Consider the following 15,028-nt stretch of genomic DNA (forward strand, 5'->3'; position numbering starts at 1 on the left):
GCGTCACACTCCTGTCGAACCGAACCCGCCCTGTCCCCGAACGGTATCGTCCAGATTATCGACTTCTGTAAAGCTGGCAAGCTGCACCGGCGCCGCGACCAACTGTGCGATCCGGTCGCCACGCGCGATGGGGAAGGGGGCGTCGCCCAGATTGATGAGGATCACCTTCAATTCGCCGCGATAGTCCGCGTCGATCGTGCCGGGCGTGTTGAGCAGGCTGATGCCATGTTTCAGCGCCAGGCCGGATCGGGGGCGGACCTGCACTTCATAACCCTCAGGAATCGCCATGGCGAAACCGGTCGCCACCGCATGGCGGCCGCCGGGCGCGAGTATGAGGTCTTCGGCGGACACCACGTCCATGCCGGCGGCGTGGGCGGTGGCATAGGCGGGGACGGGCAGTCCCGCCCCATGGGGCAGGCGTTTGAGCTGTATGTCAATCGACGAGAGCGGCGAGGGCATGGGCGACCTTTTCGATGAGTTTGTCGGCGACCTTGCTTTTGGGCAGGGTCGACCAGGATTCGATGCCGGCGGCGGTGACGATCTGCACGGCGTTGGCGTCGCCGCCCATCACGTCGCCCGATACGTCGTTGGCGACGATCCAGTCCGCGCCCTTCTTCGCCAGCTTGGCCTGGGCATGGTCGGCGATATGCTGCGTTTCGGCCGCGAAGCCGACCAGCAGCGTGGGGCGGTTGGCGTGGTGGCCCAGCGTTGCGAGAATGTCGGGATTTTCGACCAAAGCGAGCGGGGCGGGCTGGCCCGTTCCGTCCTTCTTGATCTTCTGGTCGGGCGCGTCGGCGGTGCGCCAGTCGGCGACGGCCGCGACCATGATCGCGGCGTCGGCGGGCAAAGCGGCCTCGACGGCGGCGAGCATCTGCCGCGCGGTTTCGACATCGACACGGGTCACGCCAGGCGGCGTAGGCAGGTGCACCGGCCCTGCCACCAGCGTCACCCGCGCACCCGCCTGCGCCGCGGCGGCGGCGATGGCGAAGCCCTGCTTACCCGACGATCGGTTGGCGATATAGCGCACCGGATCGATCGGCTCATGCGTGGGGCCGGCGGTGATAAGGATATGCTTGCCCACCAACGCGCCGTCCGTTTCGAGCGAAGTCGAGAAAAGCCGCGCCTCACGCGCGAAATCGGGCTGGTCCGCCAGCGGATCGGGGGCCTTGGGCAAGGCCAGCAGCCGTTCGATCTCCGCCGCGATCGCCTCCGGTTCGGGCAGTCGTCCCTTGCCAAATTCGCCGCACGCCATCGCGCCATCGTCCGGCGTCATGATGTGGACGCCGTCGGCATGGAGGCGCTCCAGATTGCGCTGGGTCGCCTTGTGATGCCACATCCGCACGTTCATCGCGGGCACCGCCAGCACCGGCTTGTCAGTCGCGAGCAGCAGCGTGGTGGCGAGGTCGTCCGCGATGCCATTCGCCATCTTGGCCAGGATATTGGCGGTCGCGGGCGCCACTATGACCAGGTCGGCCTGGCGGCTCAACTGGATATGGCCGATCTCCTGCTCATCCTTCAGGTCGAATAATTGCGTAAACACATGATCCTCGGTCAGCACGCCCAGGGACAGCGGGGTCACGAATTGCTGCGCGCTCTGCGTCAATACCGCCCGCACCGCGATCCCGCGCTTGCGCAGCAGGCGGACCAGTTCGAGCGCCTTATAGGCGGCGATACCGCCCGAGATGATGAGGAGGACACGCTGCGTCATAGATGCAGATGTAGGAGGGCGGAGCCCAGCACGCCAGCCGCCGCCGCGATCGCGGCCACCAGCGCATAGCGCCAGCCGCCGCCCACGCGGATCAGCTTGATCTCGCTCAAGGGGGGCGGGGGCGGGGCGCCGCCCTTTTCGGGGAAGGCGTCCTCGATCCGCTTCACCAGCCCCGGCAGCCGTTGCAGCGTGCGCCAATTTTCGATCAGCGTGTCGGCGGCCTTCGCCTCCGGCCCCAGTTCGTCGCGCAGCCAGCCCTTCACGAAGGGGCCGCTGGTTTCCCACATGTTGATGTCGGGGTCGAGGCTGTGCGCCACGCCCTCCACCATCACCATCGTCTTTTGCAGCAGCAGCAGATGCGGCTGGGTTTGCATGTCGAAATCGCGGGTGATGGCGAACAGGCCGTCGAGCATCCCGCCGACCGACAATTCGCTGGCCGCCTTGCCGCGCATCGGTTCGCCCACGGCGCGCAGGGCGGTGGCGAATTCGTCGACATTATGATGGCCGGGCACATATTGCGCCTCGAAATGGATTTCCGCGACGCGCTTATAATTGCCGGTGATCAGGCCGTAGAGAATCTCCGCCAGCCACATGCGCGCGCGTCGGTCGATCCGGCCCATGATGCCGAAATCGATCGCGACGATGTCGCCATTGGCCCGGACGAACAGGTTTCCCTGATGCATGTCGGCGTGGAAGAAACCTTCGGAAATCGCCTGCCGCAGGAAGGCGTTGACCAGCCGCGCGGCCAAATCCTTGACGTTATGCCCCGCCGCGATCAGCGCATCGCGGTCGGAAATCTTGATGCCGTCGATCCACTCCATCGTCATGACCTTGCCGGTCGTGCGATCCCAGTCGATCGCGGGGATGCGATAGCCGGGCATCGCCTCCATGGCTTCGCTGAGTTCGGAGGCGGAGGCGGCTTCGCGGCGCAGATCCAGTTCGCGCACGGTCCAGCGCTTGAAGTTCGCGATGACCAGGCGCGGGCGCAGGCGCGCGATCTCGCCGCCCAGCATCTCGACATGGGCGGCGGCCCATTCATAGGTCGCGATGTCGCGATTGAACTTGTCGATCACGCCGGGGCGGATCACCTTGACCGCGACGTCGCGGCCGTCGGTCGTGACCGCGCGATGCACCTGCGCGATCGACGCGGCACCGACCGGCACCTCATCGAAGCTCTTGTAGACGGCGTCCAGCGGACGGCCGAAACTCTGCTCGATCTGTGCCCGGATCGTGTCGAACGGCACGGGGGGCAAGGCGTCCTGCAAGCGCAGAAGATCGTTCGCCGCATGATCGCCGACCAGATCGGGCCGAGTGGCGAGCGTCTGGCCCAGCTTGATCGCGGCCGGGCCGATCGACTGGAAGGCGTCGGCATAGCGCGGCTGCCTGGGCACGCGCGCGCCGAGCCGGGCGATGCGGACCAGCCGCCGGACGGGGCCGGGGGTCAGCGGATCGCGCTCGATGCCGGTCAGCGCGCCATGCCGCGCCAGGGTGCGGCCCCATTTCAGGAGGCGCCAGATGTGGGTGATGTGGGACGTCATGCGGGCTTCAAATCTTCCAGCCCGAATGGATCGCGACCAGCCCGCCCAATATCGGCTCGACCTTGGTGTTCACGAAACCGGCCTCGCGGATCATCCCTTCGAACTGGGGCATGGGCGGGAAACGGCGGATCGATTCGATCAGGTAGCGATAGCTGTCGGCGTCGTTGGCGAACAGCTTGCCGAGGTGCGGCACCAGCTTGTGCGAATAGACGTCATAAACGTCCGAAAAGCCCGGCCAGGTAGTGGTCGAAAATTCCAGGCAGAAGAAGCGTCCGCCGAACTTGAGAACACGGTGCGTCTCGGCCAGCGCCCGGTCGATATGGGTGACGTTGCGGATGCCGAAGGCGATCGTATAGGCGTCGAACGACCGGTCGTCGAATGTCAACTCTTCGGCATTTTGTTCGGACCAAATGAGGCCTTCATAGCCTTTTTTCTGCGCCCGCTCGACGCCCACGGCCAGCATTTCAGGATTGATGTCGGATACCGTGACCTGCGCGCCACGCTTATGCATCCGAAACGCGATGTCGCCGGTGCCGCCCGCCATGTCGAGTATCTGCTCGCCGGGCCGCGGCTTGACCCGGCGCACGAACTGGTCCTTCCACAGCCGATGCGCGCCGCCCGACATGGCGTCGTTCATCAGGTCATATTTCGCCGCGACGTTGGAAAAGACGTCGCGGACCATGCCCTGTTTGTCAGCGGCATCGACGTCGCGATAACCGAAGGATGCTGTGTCGTTCATGGGCCTCGCTCTAGACATTCTTGCGCCGTCATTCCAGCGCCAAGGCATGTCCTTTGGAACGCTTCGCGGCAATCATCCATTCCGTTGCATGATCGCCTGTTGAAAGGGGGGGAGTGATGACCGCGCACCGTTCCGTATTTTGCGCCTTCGCCGCGCTGTTGTGCAGCGCCCAGGGGGTCGCGTCGCCGCCCCCGCCGCCCAGCCCGCAGCAAATTTATGGCCCGTTGTTCGAAGCGGTGCAGCGCGAGAAGGTTTTCCCCGACGGCAAGACCTTCGTGGATGCGGTGCCCAGGGGCGATCCCGCTACAATCCTCGACCGCTATTCGCAGGAGAAGCCGCAAGGCCCGGCGCTTCGCAGCTTCGTGCTTCAATATTTCGATATGCCGGGCGAACCGGCGGCGATGGCGGCGCAGAGCCTGCGCGGCCATATCAAGGCGCTCTGGCCGCAATTGACGCGCCCGGCGCTCAGCCCGCCGGTCGGCTCCTCCGCACTGGCCCTGCCCGCGCGCTATGTTGTGCCGGGCGGGCGCTTTCGCGAGATTTATTATTGGGACAGCTATTTCACGATGCTGGGACTCAAGGCCGACGGGCAACAGCCTTTGATCGATTCGATGCTGGTCGATTTCGAAAGTCTGATCGACCGCTACGGCTTCATCCCCAACGGCACGCGGACCTATTATCTGGGCCGCTCGCAGCCGCCCTTCCTGGCGTTGATGGTGGATCTGGCGAGCAATCCCGACAATCCCCGGCACCTCAAAGCCCTCCGCGCCGAGCATGATTTCTGGATGCGCGGCGCGGAGGGGCTGGCGACGGGCGCGACCCACCGGCGCGTCGTGCGGATGCCCGATGGCGCGCTGCTCAACCGCTATTGGGACGACAGACCGGGGCCGCGCGACGAGAGCTGGGCGGAAGATGTCGCCACCGCCGGGGAAAGCAACCGTCCGGCAGCCGCCATCTATCGCCACCTGCGCGCGGGCGCGGAAAGCGGCTGGGACTTTTCCTCGCGCTGGCTGGACGACCCCAGGCGGCTGTCCACGATCCGCACGACCGACATCGTGCCGGTGGACCTTAACAGCCTGCTCTGGTCGCTGGAGCGGGCCATCGCTCGCCGCTGCGCCGCGGCGGGGGACGCCGCCTGCGCCCGGCAGTTCGAATCGCTGGCCACCGCGCGCGCCAAGGCGATCACCCGCTGGCTATGGCAGGCGCGTGATGGGCGTTATGCCGACTGGGACATGCTGAGCCGCAAGCCGACCGCCGTCGTCTCCGCCGCAACGCTCTTCCCGCTCTTCGTGGGCCTGGCCGATCGGCGTCAGGCGGACGCCCTCGCTCGCCTGACGCGCGACCAGTTGCTGGGGCAGGGCGGGCTGCGCACAACCCGCATCGCCAGCGGCCAGCAATGGGACAGCCCCAATGGCTGGGCGCCGCTCCAATGGGTGGCGGTGGAAGGACTGGCTCGCACGGGTCATGAAGCGTTGGCGAGGGATATCGCCCGTCGCTGGATCGGCACGGTCGATGCGGCCTGGCGCGAAACCGGCAAGATGCTGGAAAAATATGATGTCGAGGCGCGCAAGCCCGGCGGCGGCGGGGAATATGCATTGCAGGACGGGTTCGGCTGGACCAACGGCGTCACGAGCGCGCTGATCGAACGCTGGCCTGATCTCGATCCCGATACCCCTGTTGCCGCAGCCCGCTAACGCCTACATGCATCGCCATGCCTGAGCTTCCCGAAGTCGAAACAACCGTCGCTGGCCTGCGCGCCGTCCTTCAGGGGGCTGTGCTGACGCGGGTGGAGGCACGCCGCGCCGACCTGCGCTGGCCGATCCCGGTCGACCTGCGTCAGCGGATGACCGGGGCGACAGTGACGGGGCTGTCACGCCGCGCCAAATATGGCCTGATCGAAACCGATCGCGGCGACATGATGATCTTCCACCTCGGCATGTCGGGTCGCTGGCGAATCGATCCGACGGAGATCGGCGCGCACGACCATCTGCTGATTGAGACAGGGCATGGCCATGTGCTGTCGCTCAACGACCCGCGGCGATTCGGTTCGCTGGACCTGGTGCGATCGGACGCATGGCAGGCCTACACGCCCTTCACCCGCATGGGGCCGGAACCGCTGGGACCGGACTTCGACACCACCCGCCTGGCCGCCGCGCTCAAGGGCAAGGCGACCTCGATCAAGGCGGCCTTGCTCGACCAACGAATCGTCGCCGGGCTGGGCAATATCTATGTGTGCGAAGCGCTGAACATGGCGGGCATCGCCCCGACTCGCGCGGCGGGCAAGATCGGGCGCGTGCGCCTCGGCCTGCTGGTGGAGGCGATTCGCGACGTGCTGTCCGCCGCCATCGTCGCGGGCGGCTCGACCCTGCGCGATTATGCGCGGCCCGACGGGGAATTGGGCTATTTCTCCAAACAATGGCGCGTCTATGGGCGGGAAGGCGAATCCTGCCTGTGCGGCGGCACGGTACAGCGCCGGGTGGATGGCGGCCGATCGACCTTCTTCTGCCCCAAATGTCAGAAATAGCATGGCCGAATCCGTTGACGCCTACCCCGATATTCTGTAAGGGGCGCTCCTTCACGAGGCATGTCGGACATTCGGCGGGCCTCTTCCCGAGATTTGATGAGAACCGAGGAATAGAATGGCCAATACGCCGCAAGCCAAGAAGCGCATCCGTCGCAACGAGCGTCGCGCCGCAATCAATGGCGCCCGCATCAGCCGGATCCGCACCCTGGTGAAGAAGGTGGAAGCCGCCCTCGCCACTGGTGACAAGGATGTTGCTGCGACCGCCCTGCAGGCCGTCCAGCCTGAGCTGGCCCGTGGCGTCGCTCGCGGCGTGCTGCACAAGAACACCGCCGCGCGCAAGTTCGGCCGTCTGACCAAGGCGGTCAGCGCGCTCGCCTAAACCCCTTCGGGTTTTCGATGGATTATAAGGCCCGCCCCAGCGATGGGGCGGGCCTTTCGTCGTTCATTCATATATGAGTCATTTTTGACGATTGGCCAATTTCCCGCGATTCGACGCGATGCAGCATAAAACGATCTACTTAACTCACTAAAATTAAACGATAATTTCTTTGCTGCGCGATTTCCGGGACTTTGCCAAGTCAACGGCTTTATTTCACTTTTTTGAACCATGCCGCCCTTGATCCGGCGGTGCGCCCCTGTCTATTTTTGAAATCCGGCCGCTGTCGAATCACCTTGATGCGGCCGTCATGTGAGATTGCATGTCGTAAGGAACTCGGGATGGCGGGGGCTTTTCCGATCGAGAATCCTTGCGTCTTTTTTCCTGCCCGAACCAGGGGGCACAGTTGGTGGGGTCGTTGAAGTCTATGAAGGATGTTGTGGGCGTGGTTGGTTGGCAGGACGGACAGATTAGCCAGGCCGATGCGGGCCTGGAATCCGCCTGGACCAGCATCCGCGCCGGTATGCGCCGCGATGTCGGCGCACGGATGTTCGACCAGTGGCTGAAACCCGTCCGTCTTGGCGACTATTGCGCCGAATCGCAGACGCTCGACCTGCTGGTCGCCAGCGACTTTAGCGCCAATTTCGTGTCCGGCCAGTTTGGCGACCGGCTGCGTATGGCTTGGCGCGGCGCAGGGGCCGGCGTGCGCGAGGTGCGGTTGCGCCGCGCCCCTGACGCCACCGGCCCGCGCCTGCTGGAAGCGGCGCCTGTCGAACAAGCCATGCCGACCGAAGACGCCGCGCCCGTCGCCATCGCCTCCAATTTTCTGCCGCGCCACGGTTTTGCCGATTTCGTGGTGGGCGACACCAACCGTCTGGCCAATTCGGCGGCCCAGGCGATGGCCGCCGAAGCCACGCCGCGTTTCAGCCCGTTGTTCATCCATGGCGGCACTGGCCAGGGTAAGACCCACCTGCTCCACGCCATCGCCCGCGCCTTTTCCGCCCATTCCCCCGCGGCGCCGGTGCTCTACATGTCGGCGGAACGCTTCATGATGGAGTTCGTGAACGCGATGCGCGCCAATGAGACGATGGCGTTCAAAGGCCGGCTGCGCGCCGCCCACCTGCTGCTGATCGACGATATCCAGTTCATCGCCGGCAAGGGATCGACGCAGGAGGAGTTTCTCCACACGATCAACGACCTGATCGACAGCGGCGCGCGCATCGTCGTGACCGCCGACCGGCCGCCGCAGATGCTCGAATCGATCGATCCGCGCATCCTGTCGCGCCTCGCCGGTGGTCTGGTCGCCGACATCCAGCCGGCCGGGCTCGACCTGCGCCTCGCCATCCTCGAATCGAAGCGTGCGGTGGCGGGCGATCCGCCGGTCCCCGACGCGGTGATCGATTTCCTCGCCCGCGCGATCCGGTCGAACGTGCGCGAACTGGAGGGGGCGTTCAACAAGCTGGTCGCTTATGGCCAACTGACCGGCCGCTCGATTGACCTCGATTTCGCGCAGGGCATGTTGGCCGACGCGGTGCGCGCCAATGCCCGGCGGATCACGGTGGACGAAATCCAGAAGGCATGTGCCGCCCATTTCAAAATCGATCCGTCGGAAATGCGGTCCAAGCGCCGCGCTCGCGCCGTCGCCCGGCCGCGCCAGGTGGCGATGTATCTGGCCAAGAAGATGACGCCGCGCTCGCTGCCCGAAATTGGCCGCATCTTCGGCGGGCGCGATCACAGCACGGTGATCCACGCCGTGCGCACGATCGAAGCGCTGCGCGAAAGCAACCCGGATATGGACGCCGACGTCCGCGCGCTCCAGCGCCTGCTGGAAGGCTGACGCAGCCCTCTGGCGTCCAGCAGCGGAGGAGTTAGGGTGGGCGCATGATTCGCACGCTTCTGCTTCTCCTCGCCGCCCTGCTGGGCTTCTCGCCTGCGATGGCGCAGACTCCGCCACCTGCATCGGCCGACATTCGCGTCGCGCTCGACACCGATGCCGGGCGGATCGTCGTCGCCGTCCATCCCGACAAGGCACCGGTCACAGCCGCCAATTTCCTGAAATATGTCGACCAGCAGCGGTTCGACGGCGCGTTTTTCTATCGCGGCGTGGGCGCGGCCGACTATGGCTTCGTCCAGGGTGGGGCGCAAAATGATCCGAAGCGGATATTGCCGCCGATCAAGCATGAACCCACGACCCAGACCGGCCTCACCCATGACGATGGCGCGCTGTCGATGGCGCGCTATGCGCCGGGCAGCGCGACCGGGGACTTCTTCATCGTGCTGGGCAAGATGCCCGCCATGGACGCCCATCCCGATGCACCAGGCGACAATCAGGGCTTCGCCGTCTTCGCCCATGTGGTCGAGGGGATGGAGGTGGTGAAGGCGATCCTGGTCGCGCCCAAATCCGCCACGGCCGGGGAGGGCGTGATGAAGGGCCAGATGCTAGCCGCACCGGTGAAAATCCTTACGGCGCGGCGGGCGCCGTAAGGCTGGGAACGGCCTTGTCCTCCGTGCGCCCTGAGCCTGTCGAAGGGCGTTGCGCGCGCCCTTCGACAGGCTCAGGGCGAACGGGATTTAGGCTGCGAGCGTTTCCCGCCGATCCAACATCCGCGCCGCCGCCATATCCGCGGTGACATTGCCCACCGTGCGGAAAATATCCGGCACCGTCTCCACCGCCAGCAACAGCGGCAGCGCCTCCACCGGCGCGCCCATGGCCAGGCAAATGGGACCGGTGGTGGTGAAGAAGGTGATCTGGCTGGGCAGGCCGACCGCTGCCAGGCTGACGATCGCGGCCACCAGCACGCCCATCACGAGTTGCGCCGGGCCGAGCGGCACGCCATTCATCGCCGCCACATAGAGGGCGACGCCCAGATTGGCGGGCGGGCTGGTGATGCGGAACAGCGATATGGCAAGCGGCAGGACGATGCTGCGCGTGGTTTCGCGCACGTCCAGCGGCCCGTCGCTCGCCTGGATCATCGCAGGCAGGGAGGCGATCGAGCTTTGCGTCGAAAAGGCGATGGCCTGGGCGGGCAGGGCGGCGCGCGCGAAGCGGCCCAGCCCGATTCGCCCGGCGACCACCACCATTGGATAGACGAGCAGCGTCACCGCGACGCAGATCAGCACGATGAAGCCAATATAATGGAGCAGCGCGCCCGCCGTCGCCAGCCCCGACCGCGCGCCCGCGACCAGCGCCAGCGCGAACACGCCGATCGGCGCCAGCCACAGCACCCAGCCGACCACGACCAGCAGCGCGTCTGCCAGCGCCTGGAAGAAGCCGGTCAGTTGCGCACGCCGATCCGGTGCGATGCGCGCGACGGCGAACCCGAAGATAAGCGCGAACAGCACCACGGCCACGACCTGTCCTTCGCTCGCGGACTTGATCGGATTGATCGGGATGAAGCCCAGCAGCCATTCGGCCGACGGGCGCACGTCCGGCACCTCCGATAGGCCGTCCGCGCCCGCCAGCGCCCCGACCGCACCAGGCGGCACCGGCCACAGATGCAGCATCAGCGGCCCAATCAGTGCGGCGACCGCGGCCGCCACCGTCAGCAGGATCGCGAACAGCGCGATCGCGCGACCCGCCATGAAGTTGGTCCGCGCGCTGGTCGCCGCCTGCGCGATACCCGTCACCAGCAGAGCGAAGATCAGGGGGATCAGCGGCATCTGCAACCCGCCCAGCCACGCCTTCCCGATCGGCTGCGCCACCGCGACGATGTCACCAGCCCAGCCGCCCGCCACGCCGCCACCCCATTCGGCCAGCGCAATGCCGCTGCCCAGGCCCAGCACGAGCGCGATCAGGATGCGGACGGTCAAGGACATAGGCGTGGTTTCCCCGGTGGCGATGCCGATGGCAACGGAACGGGGCACGCTATCCGCTATGCCGGGGCAGGGGACAGCGGAAAATGGCGCAACGCGGGTTTGTGCGCGTGGTCAGGGGTGGATCAACGCGAAAAGCCCGGCGCTTCGTCGAAAGCGCCGGGCTTTTCAAAACCGTTATGCCTGATGTCAGCCCTTCTTTTCGGGCGGCAGGGTGATCTTCACATCTTCCCCATTCTGACCGGGGAAGTTGGTGAACATCGCGTCGATCAGGTTGGGCACCAGATAGGTCAGCTTGTTCGACAGCGACTGGGCGCTCGCCTTGCCTTCGAACAGGCGGCGATTGTCGGCCGCGCGGTCAATCTTCATGCTCAGGTCGCTGGTGTAGACGGTATAGCTCGACACGTCGTTGAAACCGCCGCCGCCAAACAGCCACGGATCATAGAAGCCATAGCCCCATGGGCGACCCCAGCGGCCACCGAAACCACCGCCCCAGGGGCCAAAGCCGCCATAGCCGCCGCCAAAGCCGGTCGAGCGCACCTTTTCGCGGCCATTGTCGACATCATAGGCGACGCGCACGATCAGGTCGGCGCGGGCGGGGTCGTTGGCTTGGACATAGCCGGTCTGCGCCAGCCGCTGCCCGACCATGTCGGCATAATGGGCGAATTCCAGTCCGCCGGCGAGCTGAGGATTGTCGGCGACGACGACATAGCTTTGCCCGGCGGGGGCGGGGAGCTGCTGGAAACGCGCGACATCGGCCTTGAAGCCAGTGGTGCAGCCCGACAGCGCCACCAGCGCCAGAGCGGGCGCCGCAATCAGGCCGAACTTCTTGAAACGGGTCATTTTTCTGCGTCCTGTATCAGGCGTGAGCCTTTGAGCATCATTGCGCGTTGCTCTAGCAAAACGCAACTGAACATCGTTTGAACGCGCGAACCGACCGAACGGGCGCAAACCATGTCCCTGTCAAAGCAGGGACGACGCCCGCCCCGACGTCCCGTAACAGCTATGCCCAGCGGCAGGCCATTTAAGCCGACCCTGTGACATTATCGCATCAGCGCATTAAACCCCCAGCGCGTCAGCGCATCAATCCCATCGCGTCATAGGCAGCGCGCAACGTCGGCTCCGCCGCCGCCGCCGCCTTCGCCGCGCCCTTGTCGAGGATCGCGTCGAGCGCGTCGTCGTCGGTGCGCAATTGCAGGAAGCGCTCGCGAATCGGGCGCAGCGCCTCGACCAGCACCTCGCCCAGCGCCGGCTTGAAGGCGCCGAATCCCTTGCCGGCAAAGTCCGCGCAGACCGCATCGGTCGTCGTGCCCGACAGGGTGGCGTAGATGCCGATCAGATTGTTGGCTTCGGGGCGTCCCACCAGCCCGGCGGCCGTTTCGGGCAGCGGTTCGGGATCGGTTTTGGCCTTCTTCACTTTGTTCATGATGGCGTCGTCATTGTCGGTCAGGTTGATGCGGCTCATGTCCGAAGGATCGGACTTGGACATTTTCGCACTGCCATCGCGCAGAGACATGATCCGCGCCGATTCCTTGGGGATGATCGGATCGGGCAGAGTGAATAGCTCCAGGCCGAAATCGCTGTTGAATTTCGCCGCAATGTCGCGCGCCAGCTCCAGATGCTGTTTCTGGTCCTCGCCCACCGGCACATGGGTGGCGTTGTAGAGCAATATGTCGGCGGCCTGGAGCACCGGATAGACGAAAAGGCCGATTGATGCGCCCTCTCGGTCCTTGCCGACCTTGTCCTTGAACTGGGTCATGCGGTTGAGCCAGCCGATGCGCGCGGTGCCGTTCAGCAACCAGGCGAGTTCGGCATGGGCGGGCACCCGCGCCTGATTGAACAACACGCTGCGGTCCGGGTCGATTCCGGCGGCGACCAGTGCGGCCGCCATGTCGCGCACGTTGCGGATACGCTGCTCGCGCCCTTCATGCACGGTGATCGAATGCATATCGGCCAGGAAGAAGAAACACTGACTCTGGCTGTCCATCTCATCCTGCATCCGCACCCAGTTGCGGATCGCGCCAAGGTAATTGCCAAGGTGCAGATTGCCGGTCGGCTGGATGCCGGAAAGGACGCGCATGTCTGAATCCGTTCTTACTTAGGTTGCACTTTTGCGGCGCATCAGCGCCTTGATGTCGGAGAGCCGATAGGCCCCCGTGACGAAGGAGGCCAGCCCGTACAGCGCCACGCCCGCGCCCACAAGCAGGGCCAGCGCGACATAGCGCTGCACCATCGCGCCAGTCAGCCAGGGATCGAGCAGATCCTCGCCCGCCCAGAGCGCGACGCCCATGATGAGCGCGGCGAGCGCCAGGCGGGGCAGGCGACGGCGCAGCCCCGCATCGGCGGCGAAATGGCCGCGCCTGACCAATGTCCGATAGAGCATCGCGACATTGACGGTGGAGGACAGGGCAGTCGCCAGCGGCGGCCCGATATGGCCCAGGGTCGGGATCATCGCCAGATTGCCGATGATGTTGATCAGGATCGACAGCATCGCATAGCGCACCGGCGTCTTCGTGTCGCCGCGCGCATAATAGCCAGGCGTCAGCACCTTGACGAGAACATAGGAGGGCAGGCCGATCGAGAAGGCCGACAACGCCCAGCCGCACCGCATCGCATCGTCCGCGGTGAAGCGGCCATATTGGAACAGCCCGCGCACGATCGGTTCCGCCACGATCAGGAAGGCGACGGTGGCGGGCAGGGTCAGGAACAGGGCAAGCTCTATGCCCCTGTTCTGCGTCTCCATCGCAGCAGCGTCCTCCCCTTTGGACAACATGCGCGAAATGGTGGGCAGCAGGATAGTGCCCAGGCCAATGCCGATCAGGCCCAGCGGCAACTGGTTCAGCCGGTCGGCATAATAGATATAGGTGATAGACCCCGACGCGAGCAGCCAGCCTGACAAAGCGGTGGAGATCAGCAGGTTGATCTGCGACGCGCCCGCGCCCGCCGCTGCCGGAACGATCAGGCGCAGCAGTTCGCGCACATCCTTGTCGAGGCGGGGGCGTTTCAGCGTCATCGACACGCCGGCGCGCCTGCACGCCCAGATCAGCCAGAGCAGTTGCAGCGCGCCGCCGATCGTGACCGACATGGCCTGCACCCGCGCCGTCTGATATTCGTCGGCGCCATGGAAGAACCACAGGCCCGCGATCATCGCGACGTTCAGCAGGATCGGCGCGGCCGCGTTGACCCAGAATCTGTCGAGCGAATTGAGGATGCCGCCCAGCAGCGAGGCAAGGCTGATCAGCGCCAGATAGGGAATGGTGATGCGCGAGAGCGTGACGGCGAAGGCGAATTGCTCCGCGCTCGGATTCTGCCGGGCAAAGCCGCCCGACAGCGCCCAGGTGACGGGCCAGGCGGCGGCGATCAGGATGAGTGTGAAGAGAATGAGGACCGGGAGCAGCACCGCCAGCGCGCGCTCGGCAAAATCATAACCGGCCGGTAATCCGCCCTCGCCCGCCGCCTTTTTATTGAACAGCGGAATGAAGGCTGCGGAAAAGGCGCCCTCGGCAAACAGCGCGCGAAACATGTTGGGCAGGCGGAAGGCGACGCCGTTGAACGCGTCCGACGCGAAACCCGCGCCGACATAACGCGCGGCGAGCGAATCGCGCACCAGCGCCAGCACCCGGCTGACCAGCGTAAGCCCGCCCACCGAGCCAAGGGCTTTGACCAGCTTCATGGTCCAATCCCTCCAACGAGCAAAAGCCGTTCGTCCTGAGTAGCCACTGAGCGAAGTCGAAGTGGCATATCGAAGGATGGTTGCGCGGATGCTTCGATACGGGCCTTCGACAAGCTCAGTCCCTACTCAGCACGAACGGTTGTCTAAATGAATCAGGCGTGACCGGCCGGTTCGCCGCTCGTCACTTCCATCTGCTGCGCCTGTTGCAGGTACAGCGCGCCGAAATCGATCGGGTCGAGCAGCAGCGGTGGGAAACCGCCGTCGCGGATAGCGTCGGCCAGCACGCGCCGGGCGAAGGGGAAGATCAGGCGCGGCGCTTCGGCCAGCATGAAGGGCTGAATCTGGTCTTCGGGCACGTTGCGCATTCCGAAAATGGCGGCGTAGAGCAGTTCGACGGCAAAGGCGGTGCCCTGCGGCGCGACCGCCTTCACTTCGATTTTCAGCGCGATTTCGAGCACTTCATCGCCGACCTTTTCGGCGCCGATGTTGAACTGGACGTCGATCTGCGGCTGGTCCTGCCACTGATAGACCGCAGGCGCGTTCGGATTTTCGAACGACAGATCCTTCACATATTGGCTGATCAGCGCAATCTGCGGCGCGGTGTCGGCGCCATTGCCCAGATTTGTGGTGATGTGATCCGTTTCGTCGGCCATGCTC

General features: G+C 65.3%; 14 protein-coding genes. 5 read left to right on the forward strand and 9 right to left on the reverse strand.

The features are described from left to right. Positions 1-3 precede the first annotated feature (3 nt). Genes dut through sphantq_RS13140 form a run of 4 tightly spaced genes read right to left on the reverse strand, consistent with a single transcriptional unit; the run spans position 4 to position 3,985 of the window. A complete protein-coding gene (dut, locus tag sphantq_RS13125) occupies positions 4-459 on the reverse strand; it encodes a dUTP diphosphatase (RefSeq protein WP_272798702.1) in 456 nt (151 codons plus the stop codon). After that, positions 434-1,708: a bifunctional phosphopantothenoylcysteine decarboxylase/phosphopantothenate synthase gene (locus tag sphantq_RS13130; RefSeq protein ID WP_272798703.1), complete on the reverse strand. Its 1,275-nt coding sequence runs from the start codon at positions 1,706-1,708 to the stop codon at positions 434-436. Before sphantq_RS13130 ends, dut begins: the two co-directional genes overlap by 26 nt. Then, positions 1,705-3,246, reverse strand: coding sequence for a 2-polyprenylphenol 6-hydroxylase (gene ubiB / locus sphantq_RS13135; protein WP_272798704.1), 1,542 nt, complete (start codon positions 3,244-3,246; stop codon positions 1,705-1,707). Before ubiB ends, sphantq_RS13130 begins: the two co-directional genes overlap by 4 nt. Before the next feature lie 7 nt (positions 3,247-3,253). Continuing rightward, entirely contained in the window at positions 3,254-3,985 is a 732-nt protein-coding gene (locus sphantq_RS13140) for a class I SAM-dependent methyltransferase (RefSeq protein WP_066600232.1), read from the reverse strand. A gap of 116 nt (positions 3,986-4,101) precedes the next feature. Here sphantq_RS13140 and treA point away from each other — a divergent pair, with 116 nt between their 5' ends. The 5 genes from treA to sphantq_RS13165 all read left to right on the forward strand — a co-directional run bounded on the left by treA (position 4,102) and on the right by sphantq_RS13165 (position 9,369). Beyond that, positions 4,102-5,679, forward strand: coding sequence for an alpha,alpha-trehalase TreA (gene treA / locus sphantq_RS13145; protein WP_272798705.1), 1,578 nt, complete (start codon positions 4,102-4,104; stop codon positions 5,677-5,679). Positions 5,680-5,696: 17 nt separating this feature from the next. Next, positions 5,697-6,509, forward strand: a complete 813-nt coding sequence (gene mutM / locus sphantq_RS13150) for a bifunctional DNA-formamidopyrimidine glycosylase/DNA-(apurinic or apyrimidinic site) lyase (protein ID WP_272798706.1) — start codon at positions 5,697-5,699, stop codon at positions 6,507-6,509. Positions 6,510-6,624: 115 nt separating this feature from the next. Then, on the forward strand, positions 6,625-6,888 hold the full coding sequence (gene rpsT / locus sphantq_RS13155) for a 30S ribosomal protein S20 (protein WP_066600238.1): 264 nt from the start codon (positions 6,625-6,627) through the stop codon (positions 6,886-6,888). A gap of 424 nt (positions 6,889-7,312) precedes the next feature. Beyond that, positions 7,313-8,722, forward strand: a complete 1,410-nt coding sequence (dnaA, locus tag sphantq_RS13160) for a chromosomal replication initiator protein DnaA (protein ID WP_129926926.1) — start codon at positions 7,313-7,315, stop codon at positions 8,720-8,722. Positions 8,723-8,766: 44 nt separating this feature from the next. After that, complete coding sequence (locus sphantq_RS13165) at positions 8,767-9,369, forward strand: peptidylprolyl isomerase (RefSeq protein WP_066600246.1); 603 nt, start codon at positions 8,767-8,769, stop codon at positions 9,367-9,369. Between the two features lie 87 nt (positions 9,370-9,456). Here sphantq_RS13165 and sphantq_RS13170 read toward each other — a convergent pair whose 3' ends face one another. The 5 genes from sphantq_RS13170 to secB all read right to left on the reverse strand — a co-directional run bounded on the left by sphantq_RS13170 (position 9,457) and on the right by secB (position 15,024). Then, the gene (locus tag sphantq_RS13170; RefSeq protein WP_272800233.1) at positions 9,457-10,701 is read right to left on the reverse strand and encodes a dicarboxylate/amino acid:cation symporter; all 1,245 of its coding nucleotides are present in this window, start codon (positions 10,699-10,701) and stop codon (positions 9,457-9,459) included. 186 nt (positions 10,702-10,887) lie between these two features. Then, positions 10,888-11,541 (reverse strand): DUF4136 domain-containing protein, encoded by a 654-nt coding sequence (locus sphantq_RS13175; protein WP_066600251.1) that lies wholly within the window; start codon positions 11,539-11,541, stop codon positions 10,888-10,890. Between the two features lie 232 nt (positions 11,542-11,773). After that, positions 11,774-12,778 (reverse strand): tryptophan--tRNA ligase, encoded by a 1,005-nt coding sequence (trpS, locus tag sphantq_RS13180; protein WP_066600253.1) that lies wholly within the window; start codon positions 12,776-12,778, stop codon positions 11,774-11,776. Between the two features lie 18 nt (positions 12,779-12,796). After that, positions 12,797-14,371, reverse strand: a complete 1,575-nt coding sequence (murJ, locus tag sphantq_RS13185) for a murein biosynthesis integral membrane protein MurJ (protein WP_272798707.1) — start codon at positions 14,369-14,371, stop codon at positions 12,797-12,799. A 152-nt stretch (positions 14,372-14,523) separates the two neighbouring features. Then, complete coding sequence (secB, locus tag sphantq_RS13190; RefSeq protein ID WP_066604907.1) at positions 14,524-15,024, reverse strand: protein-export chaperone SecB; 501 nt, start codon at positions 15,022-15,024, stop codon at positions 14,524-14,526. Positions 15,025-15,028 lie beyond the last annotated feature (4 nt).

The sequence above is a fragment of the Sphingobium sp. AntQ-1 genome, assembly GCF_028538045.1.
Classification (GTDB): domain Bacteria; phylum Pseudomonadota; class Alphaproteobacteria; order Sphingomonadales; family Sphingomonadaceae; genus Sphingobium; species Sphingobium cupriresistens.

Excerpts from the sequence above, each read along its gene's own strand:
- trpS (WP_066600253.1), bottom strand. The coding sequence starts at position 12,778 with ATGCGCGTCCTTTCCGGCATCCAGCCGACCGGCAATCTGCACCTTGGC.
- dut (WP_272798702.1), bottom strand. The coding sequence starts at position 459 with ATGCCCTCGCCGCTCTCGTCGATTGACATACAGCTCAAACGCCTGCCC.
- sphantq_RS13140 (WP_066600232.1), bottom strand. The coding sequence starts at position 3,985 with ATGAACGACACAGCATCCTTCGGTTATCGCGACGTCGATGCCGCTGAC.
- dnaA (WP_129926926.1), top strand. The coding sequence starts at position 7,313 with ATGAAGGATGTTGTGGGCGTGGTTGGTTGGCAGGACGGACAGATTAGC.
- sphantq_RS13170 (WP_272800233.1), bottom strand. The coding sequence starts at position 10,701 with ATGTCCTTGACCGTCCGCATCCTGATCGCGCTCGTGCTGGGCCTGGGC.
- treA (WP_272798705.1), top strand. The coding sequence starts at position 4,102 with ATGACCGCGCACCGTTCCGTATTTTGCGCCTTCGCCGCGCTGTTGTGC.
- sphantq_RS13175 (WP_066600251.1), bottom strand. The coding sequence starts at position 11,541 with ATGACCCGTTTCAAGAAGTTCGGCCTGATTGCGGCGCCCGCTCTGGCG.
- mutM (WP_272798706.1), top strand. The coding sequence starts at position 5,697 with ATGCCTGAGCTTCCCGAAGTCGAAACAACCGTCGCTGGCCTGCGCGCC.
- secB (WP_066604907.1), bottom strand. The coding sequence starts at position 15,024 with ATGGCCGACGAAACGGATCACATCACCACAAATCTGGGCAATGGCGCC.
- sphantq_RS13130 (WP_272798703.1), bottom strand. The coding sequence starts at position 1,708 with ATGACGCAGCGTGTCCTCCTCATCATCTCGGGCGGTATCGCCGCCTAT.
- sphantq_RS13165 (WP_066600246.1), top strand. The coding sequence starts at position 8,767 with ATGATTCGCACGCTTCTGCTTCTCCTCGCCGCCCTGCTGGGCTTCTCG.
- murJ (WP_272798707.1), bottom strand. The coding sequence starts at position 14,371 with ATGAAGCTGGTCAAAGCCCTTGGCTCGGTGGGCGGGCTTACGCTGGTC.
- ubiB (WP_272798704.1), bottom strand. The coding sequence starts at position 3,246 with ATGACGTCCCACATCACCCACATCTGGCGCCTCCTGAAATGGGGCCGC.
- rpsT (WP_066600238.1), top strand. The coding sequence starts at position 6,625 with ATGGCCAATACGCCGCAAGCCAAGAAGCGCATCCGTCGCAACGAGCGT.